At 71.0% G+C, this 26,097-nt stretch carries 19 protein-coding genes and 2 pseudogenes; 9 read left to right on the top strand and 12 right to left on the bottom strand.

Going from position 1 to position 26,097, the window contains the following annotated elements:
* The first annotated feature begins 95 nt into the window (after positions 1-95).
* The 3 genes from O3Q52_RS19630 to O3Q52_RS19620 all read left to right on the top strand — a co-directional run bounded on the left by O3Q52_RS19630 (position 96) and on the right by O3Q52_RS19620 (position 3,012).
* Entirely contained in the window at positions 96-1,259 is a 1,164-nt protein-coding gene (locus O3Q52_RS19630; RefSeq protein WP_269650083.1) for a sensor histidine kinase, read from the top strand.
* On the top strand, positions 1,256-2,011 hold the full coding sequence (locus O3Q52_RS19625) for a response regulator transcription factor (protein WP_269650081.1): 756 nt from the start codon (positions 1,256-1,258) through the stop codon (positions 2,009-2,011). The genes O3Q52_RS19630 and O3Q52_RS19625 overlap by 4 nt, the downstream gene beginning before the upstream one ends.
* Before the next feature lie 218 nt (positions 2,012-2,229).
* Positions 2,230-3,012 carry a serine protease gene (locus O3Q52_RS19620; protein ID WP_269650080.1) on the top strand — a complete coding sequence of 261 codons (783 nt, stop codon included), beginning with the start codon at positions 2,230-2,232 and terminating at the stop codon, positions 3,010-3,012.
* A gap of 103 nt (positions 3,013-3,115) precedes the next feature.
* Here the strand turns inward: O3Q52_RS19620 and O3Q52_RS19615 are convergent, their stop codons facing one another.
* Positions 3,116-4,447: a hypothetical protein gene (locus O3Q52_RS19615; RefSeq protein ID WP_269650079.1), complete on the bottom strand. Its 1,332-nt coding sequence runs from the start codon at positions 4,445-4,447 to the stop codon at positions 3,116-3,118.
* 199 nt (positions 4,448-4,646) lie between these two features.
* Complete coding sequence (locus O3Q52_RS19610; RefSeq protein WP_269650078.1) at positions 4,647-7,667, bottom strand: glycoside hydrolase family 3 N-terminal domain-containing protein; 3,021 nt, start codon at positions 7,665-7,667, stop codon at positions 4,647-4,649.
* A gap of 369 nt (positions 7,668-8,036) precedes the next feature.
* On the opposite strand from O3Q52_RS19610, the pseudogene O3Q52_RS19605 reads away from it, so the two are divergent.
* Positions 8,037-8,564: pseudogene (locus tag O3Q52_RS19605) on the top strand (ricin-type beta-trefoil lectin domain protein); the annotation flags it as partial.
* A 273-nt stretch (positions 8,565-8,837) separates the two neighbouring features.
* Here O3Q52_RS19605 and cimA read toward each other — a convergent pair.
* The 6 genes from cimA to ureA all read right to left on the bottom strand — a co-directional run bounded on the left by cimA (position 8,838) and on the right by ureA (position 15,923).
* Positions 8,838-10,478 carry a citramalate synthase gene (gene cimA / locus O3Q52_RS19600; RefSeq protein ID WP_269650077.1) on the bottom strand — a complete coding sequence of 547 codons (1,641 nt, stop codon included), beginning with the start codon at positions 10,476-10,478 and terminating at the stop codon, positions 8,838-8,840.
* 726 nt (positions 10,479-11,204) lie between these two features.
* Positions 11,205-11,753, bottom strand: coding sequence for a TetR/AcrR family transcriptional regulator (locus O3Q52_RS19595; RefSeq protein ID WP_269650082.1), 549 nt, complete (start codon positions 11,751-11,753; stop codon positions 11,205-11,207).
* A 53-nt stretch (positions 11,754-11,806) separates the two neighbouring features.
* Positions 11,807-12,301, bottom strand: a complete 495-nt coding sequence (locus tag O3Q52_RS19590) for a hypothetical protein (protein WP_269650076.1) — start codon at positions 12,299-12,301, stop codon at positions 11,807-11,809.
* 136 nt (positions 12,302-12,437) lie between these two features.
* Entirely contained in the window at positions 12,438-13,478 is a 1,041-nt protein-coding gene (locus O3Q52_RS19585; RefSeq protein WP_269650075.1) for an agmatine/peptidylarginine deiminase, read from the bottom strand.
* Positions 13,479-13,518: 40 nt separating this feature from the next.
* A complete protein-coding gene (locus O3Q52_RS19580; RefSeq protein WP_269650074.1) occupies positions 13,519-15,210 on the bottom strand; it encodes an urease subunit alpha in 1,692 nt (563 codons plus the stop codon).
* Entirely contained in the window at positions 15,207-15,923 is a 717-nt protein-coding gene (gene ureA, locus O3Q52_RS19575) for an urease subunit gamma (RefSeq protein WP_269650073.1), read from the bottom strand. The genes O3Q52_RS19580 and ureA overlap by 4 nt, the downstream gene beginning before the upstream one ends.
* A 152-nt stretch (positions 15,924-16,075) precedes the next feature.
* Between ureA and O3Q52_RS19570 the strand changes: the two genes are divergently transcribed.
* On the top strand, positions 16,076-17,524 hold the full coding sequence (locus O3Q52_RS19570) for a cytosine permease (protein ID WP_269650072.1): 1,449 nt from the start codon (positions 16,076-16,078) through the stop codon (positions 17,522-17,524).
* Between the two features lie 89 nt (positions 17,525-17,613).
* Here O3Q52_RS19570 and O3Q52_RS19565 read toward each other — a convergent pair whose 3' ends face one another.
* Both O3Q52_RS19565 and O3Q52_RS19560 read right to left on the bottom strand, forming a co-directional pair.
* Positions 17,614-18,702, bottom strand: coding sequence for a branched-chain amino acid aminotransferase (locus O3Q52_RS19565; protein ID WP_269650071.1), 1,089 nt, complete (start codon positions 18,700-18,702; stop codon positions 17,614-17,616).
* 250 nt (positions 18,703-18,952) lie between these two features.
* Positions 18,953-19,996, bottom strand: coding sequence for a 3-isopropylmalate dehydrogenase (locus O3Q52_RS19560; protein ID WP_269650070.1), 1,044 nt, complete (start codon positions 19,994-19,996; stop codon positions 18,953-18,955).
* A 142-nt stretch (positions 19,997-20,138) separates the two neighbouring features.
* Here O3Q52_RS19560 and O3Q52_RS19555 point away from each other — a divergent pair, with 142 nt between their 5' ends.
* Positions 20,139-21,716, top strand: coding sequence for a metallophosphoesterase family protein (locus O3Q52_RS19555; protein WP_269650069.1), 1,578 nt, complete (start codon positions 20,139-20,141; stop codon positions 21,714-21,716).
* A gap of 89 nt (positions 21,717-21,805) precedes the next feature.
* Here the strand turns inward: O3Q52_RS19555 and O3Q52_RS19550 are convergent, their stop codons facing one another.
* Entirely contained in the window at positions 21,806-21,934 is a 129-nt protein-coding gene (locus O3Q52_RS19550) for a hypothetical protein (RefSeq protein ID WP_260695433.1), read from the bottom strand.
* Positions 21,935-22,216: 282 nt separating this feature from the next.
* The gene (locus O3Q52_RS19545; protein ID WP_269650068.1) at positions 22,217-22,756 is read right to left on the bottom strand and encodes a GNAT family N-acetyltransferase; all 540 of its coding nucleotides are present in this window, start codon (positions 22,754-22,756) and stop codon (positions 22,217-22,219) included.
* A 124-nt stretch (positions 22,757-22,880) separates the two neighbouring features.
* Here O3Q52_RS19545 and O3Q52_RS19540 point away from each other — a divergent pair, with 124 nt between their 5' ends.
* From O3Q52_RS19540 to O3Q52_RS19535, 3 genes and pseudogenes are all read left to right on the top strand, one after another.
* On the top strand, positions 22,881-23,528 hold the full coding sequence (locus tag O3Q52_RS19540) for an alcohol dehydrogenase catalytic domain-containing protein (protein WP_332112924.1): 648 nt from the start codon (positions 22,881-22,883) through the stop codon (positions 23,526-23,528).
* Positions 23,429-23,828, top strand: a pseudogene (locus O3Q52_RS54165) (zinc-binding dehydrogenase); the annotation flags it as partial. The gene O3Q52_RS19540 and the pseudogene O3Q52_RS54165, both read left to right, overlap by 100 nt.
* A gap of 153 nt (positions 23,829-23,981) precedes the next feature.
* On the top strand, positions 23,982-25,895 hold the full coding sequence (locus O3Q52_RS19535) for a glycoside hydrolase family 97 catalytic domain-containing protein (protein WP_269650067.1): 1,914 nt from the start codon (positions 23,982-23,984) through the stop codon (positions 25,893-25,895).
* The last annotated feature ends 202 nt before the right edge of the window (positions 25,896-26,097 follow it).

Raw genomic sequence — 26,097 nt, 5'->3', positions numbered from 1 at the left:
GCCTCCTCTCCCCCACGTCACGCCCTCCCCGCTCCTCGGCCCCCTTCTCCGCCGGTGCCGTCAGGGCCGCCGGTGCCGGGCCCCTCTCCCCCGTCGTGCTCTCCGTCGGTCTCGCGGTCCTCGCCGCCGTCGAGATCCTGGTCCGCGCCGACGGGCTGCGCGGGAATCTCGCGCTCGCCCTGCTGCTCGCGCTGTGCACCACGCTGCCCGTGGGGGTCGTCCTCGCGCCGGAGCGCGGGGCGCCCGTCCGCGGCACCGCGGCCATCGCGCTCACGACCACCTGCGTCCTGGCCCTGGAGCCCTTCCGCGCCCTCACCCTCGCGGGGACGGCGGCCCAGCTGATCACCGTCCATGCGCTGGGACGGGCGGGAACACCCCTGCTCAGCGGCCTTCTCGTGCTGCCGTACGTTGGTCTCGCGCTGGCCGCGGCAGGCGACCCCGCCGACTCCACCGTCCGCGTCGTGGCCGTCCTGGTCGCCACGCTCACCTCCGCCGCGGCGGCCACGGGCATCACCCGGCACGTCCGGACGGCCGCACAGGCGCACAGCGCCACGGAACGCGCCTTCGCCGACACCCTGCTCGAACACGCGGCACGGGGTGAACGGGCCCGTATCGCCAGGGAGTTGCACGACGTCGTCGCCCACCACATCTCGATGATCGCCGTACAGGCCGAGACCGCCCGGCTGACCACCCAGGGGCTGCCCGCCGACGGCGCCACCCGGCTGCTCGCCATCGGGGACACCGCGCGGGCCGCGCTGACGGAGATGCGCCGGCTGCTCGGAGTGCTGCGCGAGGACGCGGACGTGGGGGTCACCCGGCGTCCCCAGCCGGGCCTGAGCCAGCTGATGGAGCTGGTCGACGACTCCCGGGACGCCGCGGGCTCCCGTACCCGGCTGATCGTCAGCGGCACGGTCGCCCCGCTCGACCCGGGCATCGAGGTCACCGCCTACCGCATCGTCCAGGAGGCCCTGACGAACGCCCGCCGGCACGCTCCGGGCGCCGCCGTGGACGTGGAACTCCGTTACGGGGCGGACGACTTGGCGCTCCGCGTACGCGACAACGGACCGGGGCCCGGACCCGGGCCTGCTTCCGGGTTCGACCCCGGACACCCCGTCGGCCGTGACCGCGTAGGGCACGGCCTCCTCGGCATGCACGAACGCGCGGCCACCGTGGGCGGCACCCTGCGCACCGGCCCCGCACCCGGCGGCGGCTTCCTGGTCGAGGCCCGCCTCCCCGTACGGGCGGAGGCCCTCGCATGACGACCCCCGAAGCCGCTCCCGAAGCGGTCGCCGGGACGAACGCCGAGGCGGCGGCCGACGTACCGGCCGAACCCCACCCCGTCCGCATTGTCGTCGCCGACGACCACGAGGTCGTCCGCGCCGGATACGCCGGACTCCTCGCCACCCAGCCGGACTTCATCGTCGTGGGCACCGCGCGGGACGGCGCGGAGGCGGTCCGGGTATGCCGGGAGCAGCGGCCCGACGTGGTGCTGATGGACGTACGGATGCCGGTGTCGGACGGGATCCAGGCGACCGCGGAGCTGATGGGCGACGCCGGACCCGCGCGCCCGCCCCGCGTGCTGATCCTCACCACCTTCGACCTCGACGAGCACGTGTACGACGCCCTCATCGCGGGAGCGAGCGGGTTCCTCCTCAAGGACGTCACCGCGGAGCGGCTCTTCGACGCGGTACGGGTCGTCGCCGCCGGGGAGGCCCTGCTGGCGCCCGGGGTCACGCGCCGGCTGATCGCGGAGTTCGCCCGGCTGAAGCCCAGGGCACCGCGCCGGGACGCGCTCGCGGTCCTCACCCCGCGCGAGTCGGAGGTGCTGCGGCTGCTCGCCGAGGGGCTGTCCAATCCCGAGCTCGCCGGACGTCTGCGCGTCGGCGAGGAGACGGTGAAGACGCACGTCAGCCGGGTGCTCTCGAAGCTCGGGCTGCGCGACCGGACCCAGGCGGTGGTCATGGCGTACGAGACGGGTCTGGTCGTGCCGGGGGCGGGGAGCACGGCCTGACCGGAGCACCGAACTCGGCCTGACCGGATAGGGGCGGCCGAATTTCACCCCTTGTGGCGACACTCACAGCGTTCACATAATCCCTCAACAGAAATTGACCGGCTCATGCCACCAAACGCGATTATTTGTCGCATTCCTTGGCATGTGCCTGACATTTCTGTCGCACCCGCATCCGGTTCCACCAGCTCGCATGTCAACCCCCCACGGAAGGCATCACGTTGAAGAACCTCGTCAAGGCCCTCAAGAGATGCGCGGTCGCCGGTGCGGCCGCCCTCGCGGTCGTCAGCCTTCAGCCCGTCTCCACCGCACAGGCCGCCCCCGCGCCCGTGGTCGGCGGAACCCGCGCCGCGCAAGGCGAGTTCCCGTTCATGGTCCGGCTCTCCATGGGCTGTGGCGGCGCGCTGTACACGCAGCAGATCGTGCTCACCGCCGCGCACTGTGTGAGCGGCTCCGGCAACAACACCAGCATCACGGCCACCGCCGGAGTCGTGGACCTCCAGAACACCAGCGGCCGGGTCCAGGTCAGGTCCACCAAGGTTCTGCAGGCCCCCGGCTACAACGGCACCGGCAAGGACTGGGCGCTCATCAAGCTCGCCCAGCCGATCAACCTGCCGACGCTGAAGATCGCGACGACCACGCAGTACAACACCGGCAACTTCACCGTCGCCGGATGGGGTGCGGCCAGCGAGGGCGGCGCCCAGCAGCGCTACATGCTCAAGGCCACCGTGCCGTTCGTCAGCGACGCCACCTGCCGTTCCTACAGCGGCTACAGCGGTCTCGTCGCGAGCGAGGAGATCTGCGCCGGCTTCACCGCGGGCGGCGTCGACACCTGCCAGGGCGACTCCGGCGGCCCGATGTTCCGCAGGGACGCCGCCAACGAGTGGATCCAGGTCGGCATCGTCAGCTGGGGCATAGGCTGCGCCCGGCCCAACGCCCCCGGCGTCTACAGCGAGGTCTCGACGTTCGCGTCGGCCATCGCCTCGGCGGCGTCGACTCTCTGACGCCCGCCGCATCCTCCGTACGAGGTCCATGGGCCCGGTGCTGTGCGCAGCGCCGGGCCCATGCCCATGCCCTGGCCTCTTCGGGGACCGGAGGCCACCGGGCTCAGAAGCCCCCTCCGAAGTCCCCGCCGCCCCCGAAGTCCCCGCCTCCGAAGCCGCCGCCGAAGTCACCGGAGTCGAAGTCGGCGCCGGACACGTCCCCGCCCTCGTACCCTCCGCCGCCGAAGTTCCCGTACCCGGAGCCGTAGTCCGCCGCGTACGACGGGCTGGCCATCATGGAGCCGAGCAGGGTGCCGACGAGGAGGCCGGGCAGGATGCCGCCGCCGAAGTAGCCGCCCGCCCAGGGTCCGTACGCCGGGCCCGCCTCCCAGTAGGGGCGGCGGCCGGATTCCGTGTCGACCTCGCGGACGGCGGGGTCGTGGCCCTCGGCGAGCCGGACCTGGTCGGCGGCGCAGACCGGCACCTCACGGGTCGCCCCGCCCGACGGCGTCCAGGTGGAGTCGGCGACCGACGGGCCGTGGCGCGGGTCGAAGAAGCAGGGGGCCCGGCGCTCGGGGACGGGCCGGTGCTCGCGGCGCGCGGCGAGCACGGCGAGCGAGAAGCGCCCGTCCTCCAGGGACTGGGTGACCGCGCGCACCTCCTCGGGGCGGGTGGCCGCGGCCATGAAGGACTTCGCCTTGTCGTAGGAGTCGAGGGAGCGCTCGTAGTCGGCGCGCATCACGTCGTCCGCGCCCGCCTCCGCGGGATGGAAGTCGAGCCGGTCGAGCTCCTCGCCGAAGGCGGTGATGTCCTCGTCGACGACGACGCGCAGCTTGTCGAGCGCGGCCTGTCGCTCGGCTTCCTTCCTGCGGCGGTTGCGGCGCACAAGGGTGTACGCGCCGGCGCCGCCCGCCACGATCACCGCGCCGGCCCCGATCAGGGCGCCCGTGTCCACGCCGCCCCCGCCCTCGCTCCAGCCGCTGGGCGCCGAGCCTCCGACGTTGGCGAGGGCCCGGTCGGTGAAGTCGTCGAGCTGGGTCCTGGTGTCCTCACCCTGGACGCTGGTGACGAGGTTCTTCACGCCGTCCTGGGACATGACCGAGGAGTCGGCCTTCGCGTCGAACCGGTCGCCGAGCCTGACCGCGTACAGGCCGGTGACGCCGGTCGCGGTGCGCAGGTTCTGGAAGAGGTCCTGCTTCGGGAAGTCCGTGGGGAGCACGGCGACGAAGACCGGCTTGTCGGCCCTCTCGATCTTCTCGGCCAGGGCGTCGGCGTCGGCCGACGACAGTTGCCCCGACATGGACGGGTCGACGTACACGGGGCTCTTCTTCAGGGCGTCGGAGACCGTCGAGACGTCCGTCGCCGCGTGGGCGCCCGTGGCCCCGACGGACAGCACCGCCAAGGCCGCGAACGCGATCAGGAGTACGGAGAGTCCTCGGGCTAGTGCGGCCTTCATACCTTCGAAGCTACTCCTGGGAACCCGAAAACGTAGCTCGTGGCGGCCTGGCACCCTGTGCCTGGTGGGCGGTGCGACGCCGCGCGCCGCACCGCCCACCAGGGATCCTTCGGCCGAGGGGCCCGCCGACCGAGGGATCCTCGGCCGACGGGCCCGTCAGCAGCGAACAGACAGCGATCGGACAGCGAACAGGCGATGATCAGGCGGCCTTGTACGCCGCCGTCAGTTTCGCCACCGCCTGCCCGTACCGTCCGGTCAGCAGCAGGTGATCGGCGTCGGCGAAGGGCTTCGCGCTCGCCGCCGTGATCGTCTGCCCCATCTTCTGCTGGACGAGCAGCCGTGCCTTGGTCACGATCGCGCGCCCGGCCGTCTCCGACCCGGCCTTCTCGGCCACGGCGGCCGCGACGGCGAGGGCCTTCAGCGCACTGGTGCCACCGCTCGGCACGGAGGTCAGCGTGGTCAGCCCCCATCCGTACGGGAACTGCGGATCGTACGAGGAGTCGCCCACGTTGATCGGCAGCTGGGACTCCGACTTCGGCCAGGTGAGCGGGAGCTGACCGGTGAAGGCCCGCTTCCCGTACAGCACGTCCGCGACGCCGTCGCCCTCGGTGCCCGGCAGCCAGGACGCGACCAGCGCGTCGATGTCGCCGAGCTGGTCGCCGACGAGCTGCGGCCGCCCGGAGACGATCAGCACGGCGCACTTCATGGCGCCGCACACCTTGTCGACGGCCGCCCGGTCGGCGGCGGAGAGCAGCAGGTCGTTGCCGTTGCCGACGTCTCCGACGCCCTCGGCGTACGGGGTCTCGCCGACGACCACGACCCCCACGTCATGGCCGTCCGTCGGCGCCGACGCGTCCTTGGAGTACGTGACCGCGCTCCCGGCCTTCCGCATGCCCTCCAGGACCGTCGTCCCGTCCGTGATCTTCCCGGACGAGCCCTGCCAGGTGATGGTCCAGCCGCCGGCCTGGTTGCCGATGTCGTCGGCGTTGGAGCCGGCGACGTACACCTTCTGCGACTTCTTGAGCGGCAGCACGCCGCCCGCGTTCTTCAGCAGGACCTGGGACTCGGCCGCCGCCTCGCGGGCCACGGCCCGGTGCTTCGCCGAGCCGATCGCCGAGGCCCCGCTCGTGTCGGCGTACGGCTTCTCGAAGAGGCCCAGCTTGAATTTCTGCGTGAGGATGCGGGACACGGCGTCGTCGATCCGCTTCGCGGAGATCCGGCCGGCGGTCACCTCGTCCGACAGCGTCTTGTGGAAGTCCTTGTACGCGTACGGGACCATGATCATGTCGAGGCCCGCGTTGACCGACGTACGGACGTCGCTCGCGTAGTCGCCGGGGATCTGGTCGATGGCCTGCCAGTCGCTGATCACGAAGCCGTCGAAGCCCATGCGGTCCTTGAGCACGCCGTTGATCATCGCGGCGTCCGCGTGCATCTTCACCGGGCCCTCGGAGTCGCCGAGGATGTCGAGCGAGGAGTACGAGGGCATGACCGTGCCGACGCCCCGGTCCACGGCGTCCTGGTAGGGCGCGAGGTGGACGGCTTCCAGCTCCTGCCGGGTGACCTTGGTGATGCCCTGGTCGATGGTGTACGTGCCGGTCGTGGACGAGCCGTACTCCGTCCCGCCGTCGCCGACGAAGTGCTTGGCGGTGGCGAGGACCTTGTCGTTCCTCTTCAAGTCCTTGCCGCTGGGCGCTCCTTGGAGGCCCTGGATGACGGTCCCCATGGACTCGACGAGCGCCGGGTCCTCACCGAACGACTCGTAGGTCCGCCCCCAGCGCTCGTCGCGCGTCACGCACAGGCAGGGCGCGAAGTCCCACGGGATGCCGGTGGCCCGGACCTCGGCGGCGGTCACCTTCCCTGCCTCATAGGAGAGTTGGGGATCGCGCGTCGCACCGATGCCGATGTTGTGCGGCATGATCGTGGCGCCGACGAGGTTGTTGTGGCCGTGCACCGCGTCCACGCCGTAGATGAGCGGGATCTGGAACCGGGTCGCCTGCGCCCGGAGCTGGAAGCCGTCGATCATCTTCGCCCAGGCCTCGGGCGTGTTCGGCGTCGGTGTGGAACCGCCGCCGGAGAGCAGCGAGCCGAGGTCGTAGGCGGCGATGTCACCCGGCGTGGTGAGCGCGCCGCGCTCGGCCTGGGTCATCTGGCCGGCCTTCTCCGCGAGGGACATCCGGGAGAGCAGATCGGCGACCCGCTTCTTCACCGGCAGCTTCGAGTCGAGGTACGGGAGTCCGTGGGCGTCGATCACGACCTGCGGGTTCTCGGCGGGTGCCTTGGCACCGGTGACCGTCAGCTTCAGCGGGACTGTCTCGGCGTTCTCGCCCGCCTTGTCGCGCAGGGTCGCCACGGTGACGGTCCGCGAGGCGCCGGAGGCCGTGCCCGCCGGGAAGGTCAGCTCGCCCTTGACCGGGGTGAAGTCCTTGCCCGACTCACCGGTGCCGCCGGCCGTCTCGTACGCGACGGTGACGGGCTCCTCGATGGGCGCGGAACCGGTGGTGGCGACCGTGATCTTCACGGCGGCCGAGCGGCCCTCCTCGACGGGGTACACGGCCGCGTCGGTGACGACGTTGGCGCGCAGGGACTGGTCGGCCTTGCCGTACAACTCCACGCCGTCCATGGCGAACTGGTCCTTGGTGCCGACCGGGAGCGTGAGCGCGTAGCCCCACATCCCGGTGAGGCCGAGGACCTGGTCGATGCCTCCGACGGGCTGGTAGTCCGTGCGGTAATTGAAGTCGGTGAAAGGGATCTCCAGCTGTTTCCAGCCGGTCCAGTCGTCGGTGAAGGACGTCGTCCACAGCTCGGAGGCCTCGCCGTTGGCGCCGCCGTCCTTCAGCTCGAAGTTGACCTTCTTGCCGTTGTTCCGGCCGTCCCACCAGAAACGGATGCCCTTGCGCGCGGACCAGTCCTGGGCCGGCTTGTCGAAGGCGAAGTCGTGCGTGAAGCCGCCGTAGCCGCTGATGTCGTACGTACCGGAGAGGACCTTCTCGCCCTGCGGCGCGTCGTCCCGGGCGGCGAGCTCCAGCGTGGGCGGGTCGTCGGTGTCGCTGCCCCAGGTGAAGATGCCCTCGGCGGGCGGGTTCGCGAACGGGATCTCGCCCTCGAAGTTGTCGACGGGCGCGGGGGCGGGATCGTCCGCTCCGGAGGCGGGGCCCGCCACGGCGAACGGGAGCAGCCCGGTCAGCAGGGTGGCGGAGACGAGCAGGGCGGTTCTTCGCATGGACCTTCCCTCGGCTCTGGTGCGGCTGTTATGACTTGACCTCTCATGGCTTACCTCACGGCGTGAGTTAACTGATGCCACGCCCCGCCGTCAAGACTTCACGTCAGAAGCGGTACACAGCCAACTCCCGGCCGGATCAGGGCCGTTGCTCGTTCAGAAACTGAACGCGCACCTCCTTGACGCCCGTTCGAAGCCGCCATTTACTCACGCCTCGCACGCCCACATCCCCCACCTCCAGAAGTGCGGCGCACCATGAGCAACCCCAGAAGACCCCTTCGGGTGGCCCGGCTCCTCCTCGCCGGGCTGCTCACCACCGCAGGGCTGACGACCGCCGGTGCCACGCCCGCGCAGGCCGCGGGCGAGCAGGTCACGGCCTGGCTCACCACCACCGACGACACCGGCGGGCGCCATGTGACCCGCGGCCTCCAGGCGCAGACCCCGTTCGCGTTCCAGGCCGGCAGTGGCGGAGGCGGCGAGAACATCTCCTCCGGCACCCAGTCGGGAGGCGGCGAGCGGGCGGGGTCGTTCGTCGGGCTCGCGGGCAAGTGCCTCGACGTGGCGGGCGGTTCGTCGGCCAACGGCACGGCGGTCCAGCTCTACGACTGCAACGGCTCGACCGCGCAGAACTGGACGGTCGCCGCGGACGGTTCGGTCCGGTCCCTCGGGAAATGCCTCGACGTCACCGGCGCGTCCGTCGCCGACGGTGCGAAGGTCCAGCTCTACGACTGCAACGGCTCGGGCGCGCAGCGCTGGTCGTACAACGCCTCGACCGGTGACCTCGTCAACACGGCCGCGAACAAGTGCCTGGACGTGAGCGACAACTCGTCCGCGAACGGGGCGCGGGCGCAGATCTGGTCGTGCACGGGGGCTGCCAACCAGAAGTGGCAGCTGCGGTAGGGGGCTGCGGCACCCGTTCTCGCCCCCGCCGCCCCTGCCCATTCCCGTCACCACTCGGGGGCTCCGCCCCCGAACCCCCGTGCGCAGTTCCCCGCGCCCCCAGGCTTTTAGGGGCGCGGGGAACTGCGCGACAAGCCACAACGCACCCGCACCCGAAAACACACACCACGGGGTCTGGGGCGGAGCCCCAGAAGGACGATGGGGGTCCCCCCGCTCGAGCGAAGCCGAGAGTGGGGGAGGGTAGGGGCGGCGGGGGCGAGAGACCCTGGGGGGCTACTCGGCCGGTTCGACGCCCGCCCGCAGCAGGCCGTACGTGTAAGCGTCCTCCAGGGCCTGCCAGGACGCCGCGATCACGTTCTCGGCGACGCCCACCGTCGACCACTCCCCCGTGCCGTCGGAGGTGGAGATGAGGACCCGGGTCGTGGACTGGGTGCCGTGCTTGCCCTCCAGGATGCGGACCTTGTAGTCGACGAGCTCCAGCTTGGCGAGCTGGGGGTAGATCTTCTCCAGGGCCACGCGCAGGGCGCGGTCGAGGGCGTTGACCGGGCCGTTGCCCTCGGCCGTGGCGACGATGCGCTCGCCCTTGGCGAAGAGCTTGACCGTGGCCTCGTTGGCGTGGCTGCCGTCGGGGCGGTCCTCGACGATGGCGCGCCAGGACTCGACCTCGAAGTACTTGCGGGCCTTGCCCTCGATCTCCTCCCGGAGCATGAGCTCGAAGGAGGCGTCCGCGGCCTCGTACGTGTAGCCCCTGAGCTCGCGCGCCTTGACCCGCTCGACGACCCGGCCGATCAGCTCGCGGTCACCGCCCAGGTCCACCCCGAGTTCCTTGCCCTTGAGCTCGATCGAGGCGCGGCCGGCCATGTCCGAGACGAGCATCCGCATGGTGTTGCCGACCTGCTCGGGGTCGATGTGCTGGTACAGCGCCGGGTCGACCTTGATGGCCGACGCGTGCAGGCCGCCCTTGTGGGCGAAGGCCGAGACACCTACGTACGGCTGGTGCGTGGACGGGGTCAGGTTCACGACCTCCGCGATCGCGTGTGAGATGCGGGTCATCTCGGAGAGCGCGCCCTCGGGGAGGACCTTCATGCCGTACTTGAGCTCCAGCGCGGCGACCACGGGGAACAGGTTGGAGTTGCCGACGCGCTCGCCGTAGCCGTTCGCCGTGCACTGGACGTGGGTCGCGCCCGCGTCGACGGCCGCGAGGGTGTTGGCGACGGCGCAGCCGGTGTCGTCCTGGGCGTGGATGCCGAGGCGTGCGCCGGTGTCGGCGAGGACGGTGGCGACGACGGCCTGGACCTGGGCGGGCAGCATGCCGCCGTTGGTGTCGCACAGCACCACCACGTCGGCGCCGGCCTCCGAGGCGGCCCGGACGACGGCCTTCGCGTACTGCGGGTTCGCGCGGTAGCCGTCGAAGAAGTGCTCGCAGTCGACGAAGACGCGCCGGTCCTGGGAGCGGAGGTAGGAGACGGTGTCGCGGACCATCTCCAGGTTCTCTTCGAGGGTGGTGCGCAGCGCCAGCTCGACATGCCGGTCGTGGGACTTGGCGACGAGCGTGACGACGGGTGCGCCGGACTCGACGAGCGCCTTGACCTGCGGGTCCTCGCTCGCCTTGCCGCCCGCCCGGCGGGTGGCGCCGAAGGCCACGAGCTGGGCGTGCCTGAAGTCGATCTCCTCCTGGGCGCGGGCGAAGAACTCGGTGTCGCGCGGGTTGGCCCCCGGCCAGCCGCCCTCGATGAAGCCCACGCCGAAGTCGTCCAGGTGCCGTGCGATGGCCAGCTTGTCCGCGACGGTGAGGTTGATGCCCTCTCGCTGCGCACCGTCGCGCAGCGTCGTGTCGAAGACGTGGAAGGCGTCGTCGACTCGGGAGGGGCCGCGACGGGAGGAGTCGCGATGCTCGTCGGTTGCGTCCGTCATCTCTTGAGGCTCCTGTATCGGATTCGGTCTACCGGAATGACCGGCTCCACCGTCCATGGTCTCTCGCGCTCCGGTCCCGGCTGAAGGTGGGCCAGGAAACAGAAAAACCTCTCGCGGGTGCGAGAGGTCTGCGCGCGGGTCAGGACGACGGTGGCCGCCCGTACGTGGTCGTACAGTGCGGTCACTGCGGACCGGCGCGCCTGCTGCCAATAATCATGGCGAACGAGAGCACGGAGGCAGTCTGGCACAGACCGCCCCCGTGCTCACCGTCCGTCTCAGGATGCGAGCACTCGGTTGATCACCGCAGGTGGCGTACGAACGCGTCGTCGCCCTCGTTGGTGTCGCCGGCCGGGATCAGCCCCGGGTCCGCGGACAGGAAGGCGATGCTGCGGGCGCCGTCGGAGATCCGGCCCGGCCGTCCGCGCTGAACTCCGGTCCGTACGAACTGTCGTTGCCCTGCTCCCCCGTCGCGGACAGTGTGATCCGCTCGGTCCCCGGCTTCGGTGCCGCCGCCGGTGTCCCGGCCGCTGACATCGTTGCCGTGGTGGCTGACACCGCCCCCGCGATGACTGCGACGGACGCCCCACGCACGGATCTGCGCATGACGGTTCCCCCCGATTTCCCCGTAGCGCTCGTTCCCCGGCCCTGCGCCGAGGGCTCGTCCGATGCAAACGCACCGGCGGGCACGGGTCAATCAGCCGAATTGAGTACAACCTGGACGGGCACTCAGGCGTCCGAGCGCGCCAGCGCCTCGTCCAGGAACTCCCGTACGTGGCCGAGGATCTGCTCCCGGTCCGTGCCCCGCAGTCCGATCGCCACGTGGATGGAGAAGCCGTCGAGGAGGGCGCGCAGCCGGGACGCGAAACGGTCCGGGTCCACCGGACGGAACTCCCCGCGCGACACGCCCTCCGCCAGCAGCGCCACCAGGTCGCGGTGCCAGGCACCCTCGATCGCGGCCTGCCGCTCGCGGGCGTCCTCGTCGGCGTTCTGCGAGCGGTTCCAGACCTCCAGCCAGAGGGTCCAGTGCGGGTCGCGGTGGCCGTCGGGCACGTACAGGTCGACGTACGCGTCGAGGCGCTCGCGCGCCGGGGCCGCCCGGGTGAGCAGCCGGCCGCGCTCCGCGCCGAGCCGCCCCTCGCTCCACTCCAGGGTGCGCAGCAGCAGCTCGTCCTTGGAGTGGAAGTAGTAGAGGAGGTGACCGCTGCTCATCCCGACCTTGCGGCCGAGCGCCGCCATGGTGAGCTTCTCCAGACCGCTCTCGGCGATCATGTCCATCGCCACGGCGAGGACGTCCTCGCGGGGCGGGGCGGTGTTGCGCCGACGGGTCGTCACGCGACGGCCTCCACACGGACGGTGTCCGGGACGAGCCGGGTCTCGTAGCCGCCCGAGCAGTCACTGGCCTCGACAGCGATCTCGGCGCCGCAGGAGCAGACGCGGTTGACACCCTCGAAGGGGCTCGCGCCGCAGCAGCCGCCCAAGCGGGACATGTCGGGGTGGAAGTCCAGCTCGACGACGTCGAGCGGGTGCAGGACGTAGGTGCCGCGCGGCCCGGCGGACACGAGCGAGCCTCGCTCGTCGGACATCCACATCCCGCCGGGCACGATCCCGTCGTACGCGTCCTCGTCTCCCTCGTACGGTTCGAAGGGCGCCCCGAACGGCTGCGGATCGACCACATACGTGCCGCGCGGGACGCTCGCCGGACCGTGCCGCCGCCCCTCCGCGTCGGGCATACCGTCCCAGCCGGGGTACTCGGGCATCTCGTCGAGCGGCCGGACAGGCTCGGTCAGCCGGCGCCCGCAGGCGGCACAAAACAGTACGTTCACCCGTACGTTCTACCTGACTGCTCCCAAGGACAGAGCGGGAGTGGGCCCTGTTGCCGGAACCCGTGCTCGGCCGCGTGCCCGGTCCGCGAATGTGAGGCCGGTTCGCAGTGGTCCGGTCGCACGGCTCCTGTCGCCATCAGGCCCTCGGCTGCTGTTGCGTGATGCAGTGGATGCCGCCGCCGCCCGCGAAGATCGCCCGCGCGTCGACCAGCGTCACCGTCCGCCCGGGGAACAGCCGCCGGAAGATCCCGGCCGCGATCTCGTCGCGCGGGTCGTCGAAGCCGCAGAGCACGACTCCGCCGTTGCAGAGGTAGTGGTTGATGTAGGAGTAGTCGGCCCAGTGGCCGTCCGCCTCCAGGACCGCAGGGGCGGGCACCTCGACGACCTCGATCCGGCGTCCGCGGGCGTCGGTCTGCGCCCTGAGCAGCCCGATGATCTCCTTCGACACCTCGTGGTCGGGGTGCGCCGGGTCCGGCTGGTAGTGCGCCACGACGACTCCGGGCCGGGCGAAGGCGGCGACGATGTCGACGTGGCCGAGCGTCCCGTACCCGTGCGGGGGATAGTCACCGGTCAGTCCGCGCGGCAGCCAGATCGCCCTGCGGGTGCCGAGCTGGGCGTGGATCTCCGCCTCCACCTGCTCCCTCGTCCAGCCGGGGTTGCGTTCGGGCCCGAGCTGCACGGTCTCGGTGAGCAGCACCGTGCCCTCGCCGTCCACGTGGATCGCGCCGCCCTCGTTGACGAGCTTCGAGGTGTACGTCCGTGCCCCGGCCAGGGCCGACACGTACGCCCCGATCCTGGCGTCGTGGTCCCAGCGGGCCCAGTCCTGGGCGCCCCAGCCGTTGAACGTCCAGTCCACGGCGGCGAGTTCGCCCTTCCCGTCGGTGAGGAAGGTGGGGCCGATGTCGCGCATCCAGGCGTCGTCGAGTTCCCGCTCGACGGTGTCGATGCCGGGGCCCAGCAGGGTCCGTGCCTCGGCCGACCGGCCGGGACCGCAGACGACCGTGACCGGTTCGAAGCGGCGTACGGCACGGGCAACCGACGCCCAGGCCGCACACGATGCGGCGAGGTCGTCGGGGTCGTCGAAGGTGACGTTGGGGCCCGGCCACGCCATCCAGGTGCGCTCGTGCGGGGTCCACTCGGCGGGCATGCGGAAGCCGTCGGCGGCAGCCTTGTTCATCGGGGTCCTCATCGGGTCCTCGGGGTCCACATCGGGTTTCTCACAGGAAGTACAGGCGGTTGAGGGAGACCGAGTCGGCCGGCTCGGAGCGCAGCGGTTCGCCGTCGAGGGTGACCAGTCCGGTGCGCTGGTCCACATCGACCGCGCCGGTACGGGAGTTGAGGCGCAGGTCGGCCGGACCGATGCCGCGCGTGCCGCGAACCGCCACGCGACGACGGCGTGTTGACATGGTGTCGTTGCCCTGGTCGAGCGCGGCCTGTGCCACGAAGGCGACGGAGAGGTCCGCGGGTGTGCTCCCGTGCGCCCCGAACTGCGGTCCCAGGACCAGGGGTTCACAGGTGTCGGTCGCCGCGTTCGGGTCGCCCACGACTCCGTACGCCGGGAAGCCGGACTTGAGCACGAGCTGCGGCTTCGCGCCGAAGAACTCGGGGCGCCAGAGGACGATGTCGGCGAGCTTGCCGGTCTCGATGGAGCCGACCTCGTGGGCGAGGCCGTGCGCGATGGCCGGGTTGATGGTGAGCTTGGCGATGTAGCGCAGGACGCGCGCGTTGTCGTCGCCCGAGTCGCCGGAGTGGTCCCCTTCGATCGGCCCCAGCTCCGCCTTCATCTTTCCGGCCATCGCGAAGGTCCGGCGCACGGTCTCCCCCGCGCGCCCCATCCCCTGCGCGTCCGACGAGGTGATGCCGATCGCGCCCAGGTCGTGCAGGACGTCCTCGGCGCCCATCGTCCCGGCCCGTATCCGGTCGCGGGCCATCGCCGCGTCGCCCGGCAGGTCGGTCTTGAGGTCGTGGACGGAGACGATCATCCCGTAGTGCTCGGCGACGGCGTCCCGGCCGAAGGGCAGGGTGGGGTTGGTGGAGGAGCCGATGACGTTCGGAACTCCCGCCATTTTCAGCACGTTCGGTACGTGACCGCCGCCGCAGCCCTCGATGTGGAAGGCGTGGATGGTGCGGCCTTCGAGGACGCGCAGGGTGTCCTCGACGGACAGGCACTCGTTCAACCCGTCGCTGTGCAGGGCGACTTGGACGTCGTACTCCTCGGCGACCCGAAGTGCCGTGTCGAGCGCGCGGGTGTGGGCGCCCATGTCCTCGTGGACCTTGAAGCCGGACGCCCCGCCCTCGGCCAGGGCCTCGACGAGCGGCGCCTCGTGCGAGGACGAACCCCGGCCCAGGAAGCCGATGTTGACCGGCCACGCGTCGAACGCGTTGAACGCGTGCCGCAGCGCCCAGGGTGAGTTGACGCCGACGCCCCACACCGGCCCGAACTCCTGCCCGACGATCGTCGTCACGCCGGACGCGAGCGAGGCCTCCATGACGCGCGGCGACAGCAGGTGGACGTGCGTGTCGACGGCCCCGGCGGTGGCGATCAGCCCCTCCCCGGAGACGATGGACGTACCCGTGCCGACCACGACGTCGACGCCGTCGAGGGTGTCGGGGTTCCCGGCCCGGCCGATGGAGCAGATCCGCCCCTCGCGGATGCCGATGGAGACCTTCCGGATCCCCTGCGCCGCGTCGATCACCACGACATTGCTGATGACGACGTCACAGGTCTCGCGGACGGCGGCGGCCTTGAGGTGCAGTCCGTCGCGCGCGGTCTTGCCGAACCCGGCGAGGAACTCGTCGCCGTACTTCTGGGCGTCGGACTCGACGCGGATCGTGAGCCCCGAGTCGCCGAGGCGGACGCGGTCGCCGGCCCGGGGGCCGTGGGTGGCGGCGTACTCGTACGGATTCATCGTGTCGCCCCCCGTCCCTGAGACTCGCCCCCTGGAGCCGCGGCTCCCAGATATCCGCAGGCGGCGGCCCTGTGCAGGGCCTCCTCCTTCGCGCCCGGGGCGTCCAGCGGCCCGTCGACGAGCCCGGCGAACCCGATCGCGATCCGCTCGCCCCCGACCGGTACGAGCCCGACCTCGACGCGCTCGCCCGGCCCGAAACGCACCGACGACCCCGCGGGCACGGCGAGCCGCATCCCGTACGCGTCCGCACGCGGGAAGTCGAGCCGCGGGTTGGCCTCGAAGAAGTGGAAGTGGGAGGTGACGGAGACGGGCACGGTGGCGGTGTTGGTGACCGCGAGCCGCACGACCGCCTCGGGCTGGGCGTGCACGGGCCCCGGCAGCAACGCCCCGGGGGCCCGGTCCCCCAGCCCGCCGCCGACGGGGTCGGCCACGACCGCGAGCCGCGATCCGTCGTCGAAGACGGCCTCGACATGCACCTCGGTCACGACGTCGGCGACACCCGGCAGCACGTCGTCGGGGCCGAGCACCGCCCGGGCCGCCTCGATGGCCTCGGCGAGCCGTCGCCCGTCCCGCGCGGCCTCGCAGACGGTGTCCGCGATGAGCGCGGTCGCCTCCGGCACGTTGAGCCTGAGACCGCGCGCCCGGCGGGCACGGGCCAGCTCGGCGGCCCCGAACAGGAGCAGCCGGTCACGTTCCGTGGGGGTCAGTCTCACGCCACGACACCTCCTTGCGTCCACACTATTTAGAGCATCACTCTAACCATGAGCTTCATAGAACGGAACCATTGACGGGCGATTAACAACCCGGCACATTGAACGTCGCTCTAAAGTGCGGGGCGCAAGGGGCCGATCGAAGGGGACCTGCCATGCCGGTGGAACAACACGGAGTCGACACCATCCCGGAGGAGGAGCGGACGAGCGGCCCTCGGGACCTGGTCTCGATCCTGCTCGGCTCGAACCTCTGCCTCGGCGTGATCATCTTCGGCTGGCTGCCGCCGTCGTTCGGGCTTGACTGGTGGTCGTCCGTCACGTCGGTCGTCGTGGGCACGCTGATCGGCACGGCGCTCACGGCTCCGCTCGCGCTGGTCTCGTTGCGCACGGCGACGAACCTCTCGACGTCGTCCGGCGCCCAGTTCGGCGTCCGCGGCCGGCTCGTCGGCTCGGTCGTCGGGCTCCTGCTCGCCCTCGGCTACACGGCCCTGACCGTGTGGATCGGCGGCGACGTGATGGTCGGCGTACTGCACCGCCTGTTCGGACTGCCGGCCTCGGACCTCTCGTACGCGCTGGTCTACGCCCTGCTCTCGGCGGCCACCGTGGCGGGTGCGGTGTACGGCTACCGCGTGCTGCTCCGCATGTCCCGGATCCTGGCCGTGGGCATGACGGCCCTGCTGGTCCTCGGGGTGTTCGCGTACGCGCCGCACTTCACGACCTCCGCGCTGCCGGAGGCGGGCGGCTATCTGCTCGGCGGCTTCTGGCCGACCTGGCTGCTGGCGGCGGTGGCCGCGGGTCTCTCGGGCCCGGTCGCGTTCATCACGCTGCTCGGCGACTACACGCGCTACATCTCACCCGCCCGGCACTCCTCCCGCACGGTCCTGCGCGCGACCTGGCTGGGCCTGACCGCCGGGCTCCTGATCCCTCAGCTCTTCGGCACCTTCACGGCGTACGCGGCCGGCGCGGCCCTCGACTACGCGGGCCCGCTGGTCTCCGCCGCCCCCGGCTGGTACCTGGTCCCGCTCCTGCTCGCCGCCTCCGCCGGATCCGTCGGCAACGCGGGTCTGATGCTCTACTCGATGGGCCTCGACCTCGACGCGATCCTCCCGCGCGCCTCCCGCACCAGGGCCACGTACACGGTCGCCGTCGTCGCCACGGCCTGCGTCTTCACCGGCCACTACGCGTCGAGCGCCCAGGACGCGATGACGTCCTTCGTCCTGCTGCTGACGGCGGTCGGCACACCATGGGCGGTCATCACACTCATCGGCTTCGTACGCTGCCGCGGGGTGTACGACCCGGACGCCCTCCAGGTCTTCAACCGCCGTTCCCGCGGCGGGATCTACTGGTACTCGGCCGGCTGGAACATCCCGGCCACACTGTCCTGGACCCTGGGTGCCGCCACCGGCCTCCTCGCGGTCTCCCTGCCGTCGTACGAGGGCCCGCTCCTGACGCTGACCGGCGGGGTGGACTGCAGTTTCCTGCTGTCGGGACTGGTCGGAGGCACCACATACCTGACCCTGACGACACGAACACGTACACCTCAGCCGCCAGTGCCCCCGGAACCGTCGGCCACGGACACCCAGCGGGCCTCGGTGACGTCGTAGCGCAAGGCCCGCCCCCGACACGGCGCTTTCTAGGGAGCGGGCCTCACGCAACGTAACCGCCGAGCCGGGGCGGCAGTGGAGCCGGAGGCTCAGCCGAGGTTGTGCATCCAGCCGTGCCGGTCCTTCGTCACGCCCCGCTGGATGTCCAGGAGGGCCTGGCGGAGCTTGATGGTGACCTCGCCGGGCTCGCCGCCGGACTGCTGCCACTCGGCGCTGGAGCGCTTGACGGTGCCGACGGGGGTGATGACGGCCGCCGTGCCGCAGGCGAAGACCTCGGTCAGGGTGCCGTTCTCGGCGTCGCGCTGCCACTGGTCGATGGAGACGCGGGCCTCCTCGGACTCGTAACCGAGGTCACGGGCGACCGAGAGGAGCGAGTCGCGGGTGACGCCCTCCAGGATGGAGCCCGTCAGCGTGGGCGTGACGATCTTGTCCCCGTACACGAAGTACAGGTTCATGCCGCCCAGTTCCTCGACCCACTTGTGCTCGACGGCGTCGAGGTAGCAGACCTGGTCGCAGCCCTTCGAGGCCGCCTCGGCCTGGGCGAGCAGGGACGCGGCGTAGTTGCCGCCGGTCTTGGCGTCGCCCATGCCGCCGGGGACGGCGCGCACGCGGTCCTCGGAGAGCCAGATCGAGACGGGCTTCACGCCGCCCGGGAAGTACGCGCCGGCGGGGGACGCGATGACCAGGAAGAGGTACTCGTTGGCGGGCTTCACGCCCAGGCCGACCTCGCTCGCGATCATGAACGGGCGCAGGTAGAGCGACTCCTCGCCGCCGTGCGCGGGCACCCATGCCTTGTCCTGCTGGACCAGCGCGTCGCACGCCTCGATGAACGTCTCGACGGGCAGCTCGGGCATGGCCAGGCGACGGGCGGAGGACTGGAAGCGCAGGGCGTTGCGGTCCGGGCGGAAGGTGGCGACGGAGCCGTCGGGCTGCCGGTAGGCCTTCAGACCCTCGAAGATCTCCTGCGCGTAGTGCAGGACGTTGGTCGCCGGGTCCAGGGAGAGCGGTCCGTACGGCGTGAGCTGGCCGTCGTGCCAGCCGCGGCCCTCGGTCCACTTGATCGTCACCATGTGGTCGGTGAAGTGGCGGCCGAACCCGGGGTTGGCGAGGATGACCTCGCGCTCCGCGCCGGAAAGTGGCGAGGCCGAGGGCTTGAGCTCGATCGTGGGCGTCGTCATGAATGGTGTCCTTCACCGGTTGTGTGTGACGGGCCGCGCTCACGCCTGTACTGCCAGTGGCCAGTGCTAGGACGTCCGAGCATTCCCTCATTCCGCGGCTCCGCCATCGATTATCGCAAGCGGGGAGCCACGACGAAATCGGCGTGAATGCGACCCAGAGGATGATGGTGACACCCGGCGGGGACATAGCAAAGCCGCCGGGTGTTCGAGTGACCCGGCGGCTTCGAGAGTTTCGAGTGACGCGGCAGGGTCAGCCGGCTACTCGTACGGCGAGCGCGTCGCCGATTTCCTCGGTGCTGCGGGCGGGCTTGCCGACGCGCTCCGCGAGGTCGGCGGAGACGGCGTCCTCGATGCGCGCGGCCTCGGACTCGTGGCCGAGGTGACGCAGCAGGAGGGCGACGGACAGGACGGTGGCGCTGGGGTCGGCCTTGCCCTGGCCCGCGATGTCCGGGGCCGAGCCGTGGACGGGCTCGAACATCGACGGGAACTCGCCGCTCGGGTTGATGTTGCCGGAGGCGGCGACGCCGATGCCGCCGGAGACGGCCGCGGCGAGGTCGGTGATGATGTCGCCGAAGAGGTTGTCGGTGACGATCACGTCGAAGCGGGCGGGGTCCGTGACGAGGTAGATCGTCGCGGCGTCCACGTGGATGTAGTCCGTGGTGACCTCGGGGAACTCCTCGGCCACCTTGTTGAAGACGTTCGTCCACAGGTGACCCGCGAAGGTCAGCACGTTGTTCTTGTGGACCAGCGTGAGCTTCTTGCGCGGGCGGGCCTGGGCGCGGGCGAAGGCGTCACGGACGACGCGCTCCACACCGAAGGCCGTGTTCACGGAGACCTCGGTGGCGACCTCGTGCTCGGTGCCCTTGCGGATGGTGCCGCCGTTGCCGGTGTACGGGCCCTCGGTGCCCTCGCGGACCACGACGAAGTCGATCTCCGGCTGGCCGGCGAGCGGGGTGGCGACACCCGGAAGGAGCTTCGACGGACGCAGGTTGACGTGGTGGTCGAAGGCGAAGCGGAGCTTGAGCAGGAAACCGCGCTCCAGTACACCGGACGGCACGCTCGGGTCGCCGATCGCGCCGAGCAGGATGGCGTCGTGCTTCTTCAGGGTGTCCAGGTCGGCCTCGGTGAGGGTCTCACCGGTCGCGTGGTAACGCTTGGCGCCGAAGTCGAACTCCTTGGTCTCCAGCTTCACATCCTGCGGGAGGACGGCCGAGAGGACCTTCAGGCCTTGGGCCACGACTTCCTGGCCGATGCCGTCACCGGGGATCACTGCGAGATTGATGCTGCGAGACATGTCGGCACCCTACTCCTCGTCCCACGGGATGACATGGGGCGTCCGCGATACGGACACGACCGGGTGACCGCGCATCAATCTGTCGGCTCCCGTTCACCCGTACGTATGGCGGTTGTTGGGACACGCTGGGAAGTTCCTCAGCATGGACACTCCCGACGTCGGCATCCCGCCGCAGCTCGCACGCCGGATGAGCATGGCGGAGCAGTACGAGTACCTGCGGACGAAGTACTCACGGCGCCGCGCCCTGGCGACCGCGGGCGCGGTGGCCGGCGGGCTGCTGACCGGCTGCTCCGGCGCGGGCTCCGGCGCGGACAGGGCGAGCCGGACGGCCTCGCCGCTGTCCGCCACGTCCACGCCCGGCCAGCGGGTGAACGGCTCGGTCGTCACCCCCTTCGGCCGCCACCTCGCCTTCGGCTCCGACCCGAAGACCCAGATGCGGATCTCGTGGCAGGTGCCGCTCCCGGTGAAGAAGCCGTACGTGCGCGTGGGGCTGAAGCCGTGGGAGCTGAGCCGGAAGGTCGAGGCCGAGGTCCGCGACCTGCACACCCCCGAGGTGGAGGGGCAGCGGCTCGCGGTGGAGCAGTACTACCTGCACGCGGCGCTCGACGGGCTGCGCCCCGGCACGACGTACTACTACGGCGTCGGCCACGAGGGCTTCGACCCGGCGTCCAAGGAGCGGCATTCCACGGTCGGTTCGTTCACCACGGCGCCCGCCCGACCCGAGACGTTCGTGTTCACCGCGTTCGGCGACCAGGGCGTCACCGCGGACGCGCTCGCCAACGACCGGCTGATCCTCGGCCGGGAGCCGTCCTTCCATCTGCACGCCGGGGACATCTGCTACGCCGACGACACGGGGCACGGCGAGAAGTCGGACTACTACGCCCCCACCACCTGGGACCTGTTCCTCAAGCAGACCGAGCCGGTGGCCAGGTCCGTCCCGTGGATGGTGACGACCGGCAACCACGACATGGAGGCGTGGTACTCCCCCAACGGGTACGGCGGGCAGTCCGCGCGCTGGGCTCTCCCGGACAACGGCTTCGACGCGAAGAACTCCCCGGGCGTCTATTCATTCACGTACGGCAATGTCGGGGTGGTGGCCCTGGACGCGAACGACGTGTCGTACGAGATTCCCGCCAACAAGGGCTACTCGGACGGCAGGCAGACCGCCTGGCTCGACACCCGGCTCGGTGAACTGCGAAAGCAGGTCGACTTCATCGTGGTCTTCTTCCACCACTGCACGTACTCGACGTCGACCCACGCCTCGGACGGCGGGGTGCGCGACGCCTGGCTGCCGCTGTTCACCAAGCATCAGGTGGACCTGGTGATCAACGGGCACAACCACGTCTACGAGCGGACCGACGCCATCAAGGGCGGCAAGGTGGGCAGGCGGGTGCCCGTCGGCGCGTCGACCGATCCGACGAAGGACGGGATCGTGTACGTCACGGCGGGCGGGGCCGGCAAGAGCCTCTACCACTTCCCCGCCGGGGTGAAGGACAGCTACGAGGGGAAGATCGCCGACCGCGAGTCCGTGCAGACCTTCCACTGGACGAAGTCGCGGGACCAGAACCCCGACACCGTGGAGTGGTCGAGGGTTCGGTACACCGGCTACTCCTTCCTCTCCGTGGAGGCGGAGGCGGGAGCGGCCCCGAAGCTCAAGGTGTCGGCGCTGGCGCAGAGCGGCGAGCGCATCGACTACTTCGAGGTGCGGCGCGGGGCGTGAGGCCCCGCACCGCACCCCGTGCGGGCGCGGCTCCCGGCTTCCATCGGTGAGGCGTGAAAGTGAAGCGTGCAGGTGAGGCAGGACCGGGCTCAGTGCCCGGTCGAGCCGCCGTTGTCCCTGCGGTCGAGGGCGCGCTGGAGCGCGGCGGCGGCGTTCTTGCGGTCGGACTCGCTCGAACGGGAGACGTGACGGACTCGGCGGGCGGTCGTCTCGGCCATGATGAATCGACTCCTTGCCTCCGGCAGCGGCCGCCGGAAGTGCGATGAGGGATTACGAGACGCCGGGTGGGGCGGGGAGCGGTGCCGCAGGGGTTGCCTGCCAGGGCTCCGGCTCACGACCGCCATTCGCTTGGTCTAGCGAGACGTTCGGCTCCTACAAAGCTAGGCGAGGACCGCGCATCTGTCTCCACAGTTAGTCGGACTTCCTACTATCTGAGACGGCGGATTGGGTCACACCGCGCTGACCTGCGCTTTCTGTATTTGCCCCGCTGGAGGACGTCTCTAGAGGACGTCGCCGTCGCGCCAGTCGAAGACCAGGCCGTGGGACGGGTCGAGGGAGCCGGCGGAGGCGGGGCGGACGAACGTGGTGCCCTCCTCGTCGGGGAGGTGCACGATGCCGTCCGGGCCGAGGGCGGAGATCCGGCCCGGCCAGACCTGCCAGCCGCGGGCGGTGTAGAGGGCGGCACCCTCGTCGCCGGCGGAGAGCGCGCCGAGGGCGTACGCGCGGTCGACGACCCCTTCCAGGGCGGCCATGATCCGCCCGCCGAGGCCGGTCCGGCGTACGTCCGCGCGGACGGCGACCGCCTCGACGTATCCCGTGCGCAGGGAGCGGCCGCGGTGCAGCACCCGGCGCATGACCACCGAGCCGTGGGCGGCGAGTCCGGTCTCGTCGTGCACGAGGGCGTGCATCCCGCCGAGCCCGTGGTCCCAGTCCCCGTCGGAGAAGTCCCCCTCGAACGCGTCGTCCAGGAGGGTGCGGACGTCGCGGAGTTCGGCGGGGGTGAGGTCCGCCGTGTGGGCGGTGCGCAGTCGGATGGTCATCGCATCAGTATCGGATGGCCATCGCCTCGGTATTCGTCCTGATTCCGCGGGCTGCGGAAGGCGGGCCGCGGGAGCACGATGGGGGCCGAGCGGTCCGTGAATCCGGCTTCGGGAGGGAGACCCGATGACCACCGCACTTCCGCGTACGCGTGTGATCACCCAGCACCGCTTCGGCGGTCCTGAGGTTCTGGAGGTCGAGGAACGGGAGCGGCCCGTCGCCGGTCCGGGGGAGGTTCTGCTGCGGGTGCGCGCGGCGGGTGTCAACGCCGTTGACCGGCTGGTGCGTTCGGGTACCGCGCCGCTCTTCGGGGAACCGCCGTTCGTCCTCGGCAACGACGTCTCCGGGGTGGTGGAGGCGGCCGGGGCGGGCGTCACCAGGTTCCGGCCCGGCGACGAGGTCTTCGGCAAGGTCCTGGGCGGCGGGTACGCGGAATACGTGGCGGCCCCCGCCGACCAGTTCGCGGCGAAACCGTCGACCCTGGACCACGTCCACGCGGCGGCCGCTCCCACCGCGACCCTCACCGCCTGGCAGGCACTGGTCGACCTCGCCCAAGTGGGTCCGGGCACCCGGGTGTTGGTCCATGCGGCAGGGGGCGGGGTCGGTCACGCGGGGCGGTGCAGATCGCCAAGGCGGAGGGTGCGTACGTCGTCGGTACGGCCCGCGCCGACAAGCACGAGTTCCTGCGCGACCTGGGCGTGGACGAGCCGGTCGACCACACGGCCACGGACTTCGCCACGGCCGTACGGGACATGGACGTCGCCCTCGACCTGATCGGCGGCGACTACGGTCCGCGCACCCTGGGCACCCTGCGCCCGGGAGGCCTGTTGCTGTCCGCCCCCCGGAGACACGGGCCTGTCGGCCGAGGACGTCGAGGCGCGCGGGATGCGTTTCGCGGTCGTGCGGGTGGAACCGTCCGGCATGCGTCTGGCGAAGATCGCCTCACGGCTGGCGGGCGGCCGGGTGCGGATACACGTGGACGCGGTCCTGCCGTTCGCGGAGGCGGCCAAGGCCCATGAACTCGGGGAGGCGGGACACACCGAGGGCAAGATCGTCCTCAGCCTCCCGGAGTGATCCTCGCACCGTCCCGAGTGATCACCTCTTACTGAATGACGCATCAGCAATCCGATGTCTGATGCTGTCAGATTCCTTGACATGCCCCAATACCCCCTCCACTCTCACATTTATCGACCAGTCATCGGATGACTGTGACAGGAGGGGTTCCACATGGCGGTCCAACCCCGGGCCCGCACCATCGTGTTGACGCTCTGTTCCGCACTCCTCGCCACCACCGCGGCGACACTTCCGGCCCGTGCCGAGGCGCCCGCCCCGCACACGACCTGGGAGGTGCGCGGTCCGCACGGCTCCCCCACGGCCGTGGTCTCCCTCGACCCGGCCGACGGCAGCCCGGCCCTGGCGGTCAGACGCGCCGGCCGTACGGTCCTCGAACCGTCCCCCGTCGGCCTCGTCACCGAACAGGCCGACTTCTCGCGGGACTTGACCTTCACCGGCCGCTCCGACCGCACGATCTCGGAGCGCTACACCGTCCCAACGGGCAAGTCTCACAAGCGAGTTGTCCGGATGACCGAGTCCCGCTTCCGCTTCCGTACGGCGGACGGCGCGCGTATCGACCTGCTGACCCGCGTCGCCCCGGACGGCGTCGCGTACCGCTACGTCCTGCCGGAAGATCACGGCGACGTCGTACGCGAGGCCTCCGCGTTCACGTTCCCCGCCACCGCCGAGCCCGTCATCAGCGCCTACCGCCGGGACAACGAACTCCCCTTCGTCCGCTACCAGTCGGCGGCCGCGGTACCGGCGGGCACGTACTCGATGCAGGCCCTCTTCAAGACGGACGGCGGCTACGCCCTGGTCGCCGAGTCGGACCTGACCGGCAGCTACGCAGGCTCCCACCTCACGCACGCCGCCGGTTCGTCCACGTTCGGCGTGAGTCCGTGGAACGACGAGCCGATCAAGGTGTCCGGCAAGCTCACCACACCCTGGCGCGCGGTGGTCACCGGCGATCTGTCGACGGTCACGGAGTCGACGTTCACCGACGACCTCGCCCCCGAGTCCCGTGTCCGCGACACCTCCTGGATCAAACCGGGCCCGGCCCTGTGGACCTGGCTCGCCGGCGGCAAGGAGGCCGGGCAGAGCCTGGAGGCGCAGAAGAAGTACGTCGACTACGCGGCCGAGCGGAACTGGCCGTACGAGGTCGTCGACGCGGGCTGGTACTACAAGCCCGGCGAGTGGGACGTCGTCGACCCCGACTGGCAGACGAACAACTGGATGCCCGAGCTGGTGCGTTACGGCAGGGAACGCGGCGTCGAGATCCAGGTCTGGCTCCATTACTCGCTCCTCGTCGACCCCGTCGAACGGGAGAAGTGGCTGTCCACGCTGGAGCGTTGGGGCGTCAAGGGCGTGAAGATCGACTTCATGGACTCGGAGTCCCAGGAGCGGATGGCCTGGTACGACGAGATCCTGCCGGCCACCGCGAAGCACCACCTGATGGTCAACTTCCACGGCTCCACGATCCCCAAGGGCATCCAGCGCACCTGGCCGCACGTCATGACGCTGGAGGGCGTCGGCGGCGAGGAGAAGCGCAACAACACCCCCGAGCAGCTGGCCTCGCTCCCCTACACCCGCAACGTCATCGGCTCCATGGACTTCACCCCGGGCGCCTTCCACCGCCCCTTCCGCCCCAACGTCGGCTCGGACGCGGGTGAGTTGGGCCTGACCGTCCTCTATGAGTCCGGCATCCAGAACCTCGCCGGCACACCGGAGTCGTACGAGGCCCGCCCTGAAGCTCGCCGCTACCTGGAGCAACTGCCCACCGGCTGGGAGGAGACCAGGCTGCTGACCGGCGATCCCGGCCGCTCCTCGGTCCTGGCCCGCCGTGCGCCCGACGGCCGCTGGTTCATCGGCGGCACGTTCGCGGGAGCGGCCAGGAGCGTGGACGTACCCATGCGTCTGGGCGCGGGCAAGTGGCTCGTCGAGACCGTGACCGACGGCCCGTCGGGCCTGGTCCGCGAACCGCACGTCGTCCGCGGCGGCGCCTCGCTCACCGTGCCGGTCGTGGCGGACGGCGGCTTCGCCGCGCTGGCCTGCCACTGGTACCCGGGCCGCACGAGCTGCGACCGCTGACACAGCAGCACGTCCGTGCCGTGGCCCTGTCTCCGCATGGAGGCAGGGCCACGGCACGACGCACGCCGCCCCCGGCCCGGAGGGGATGCTTCCGGGGCGGGGGCGGTTCAGCGGGACGCCGGCCCGTGTGCGGGGACGTCCCGGTCCGGGTGCGGGCAGGTCTCGGCCCGAGTGGGGGCGGATCTCAGCCCGAGCGGGGGCG

It is taken from the genome of Streptomyces sp. ActVer, from assembly GCF_027270795.1.
GTDB lineage: Bacteria > Actinomycetota > Actinomycetes > Streptomycetales > Streptomycetaceae > Streptomyces > Streptomyces umbrinus_A.
Note: the sequence above shows the minus strand (reverse complement) of the source record. Positions and strands in the feature narration are given on the sequence as shown.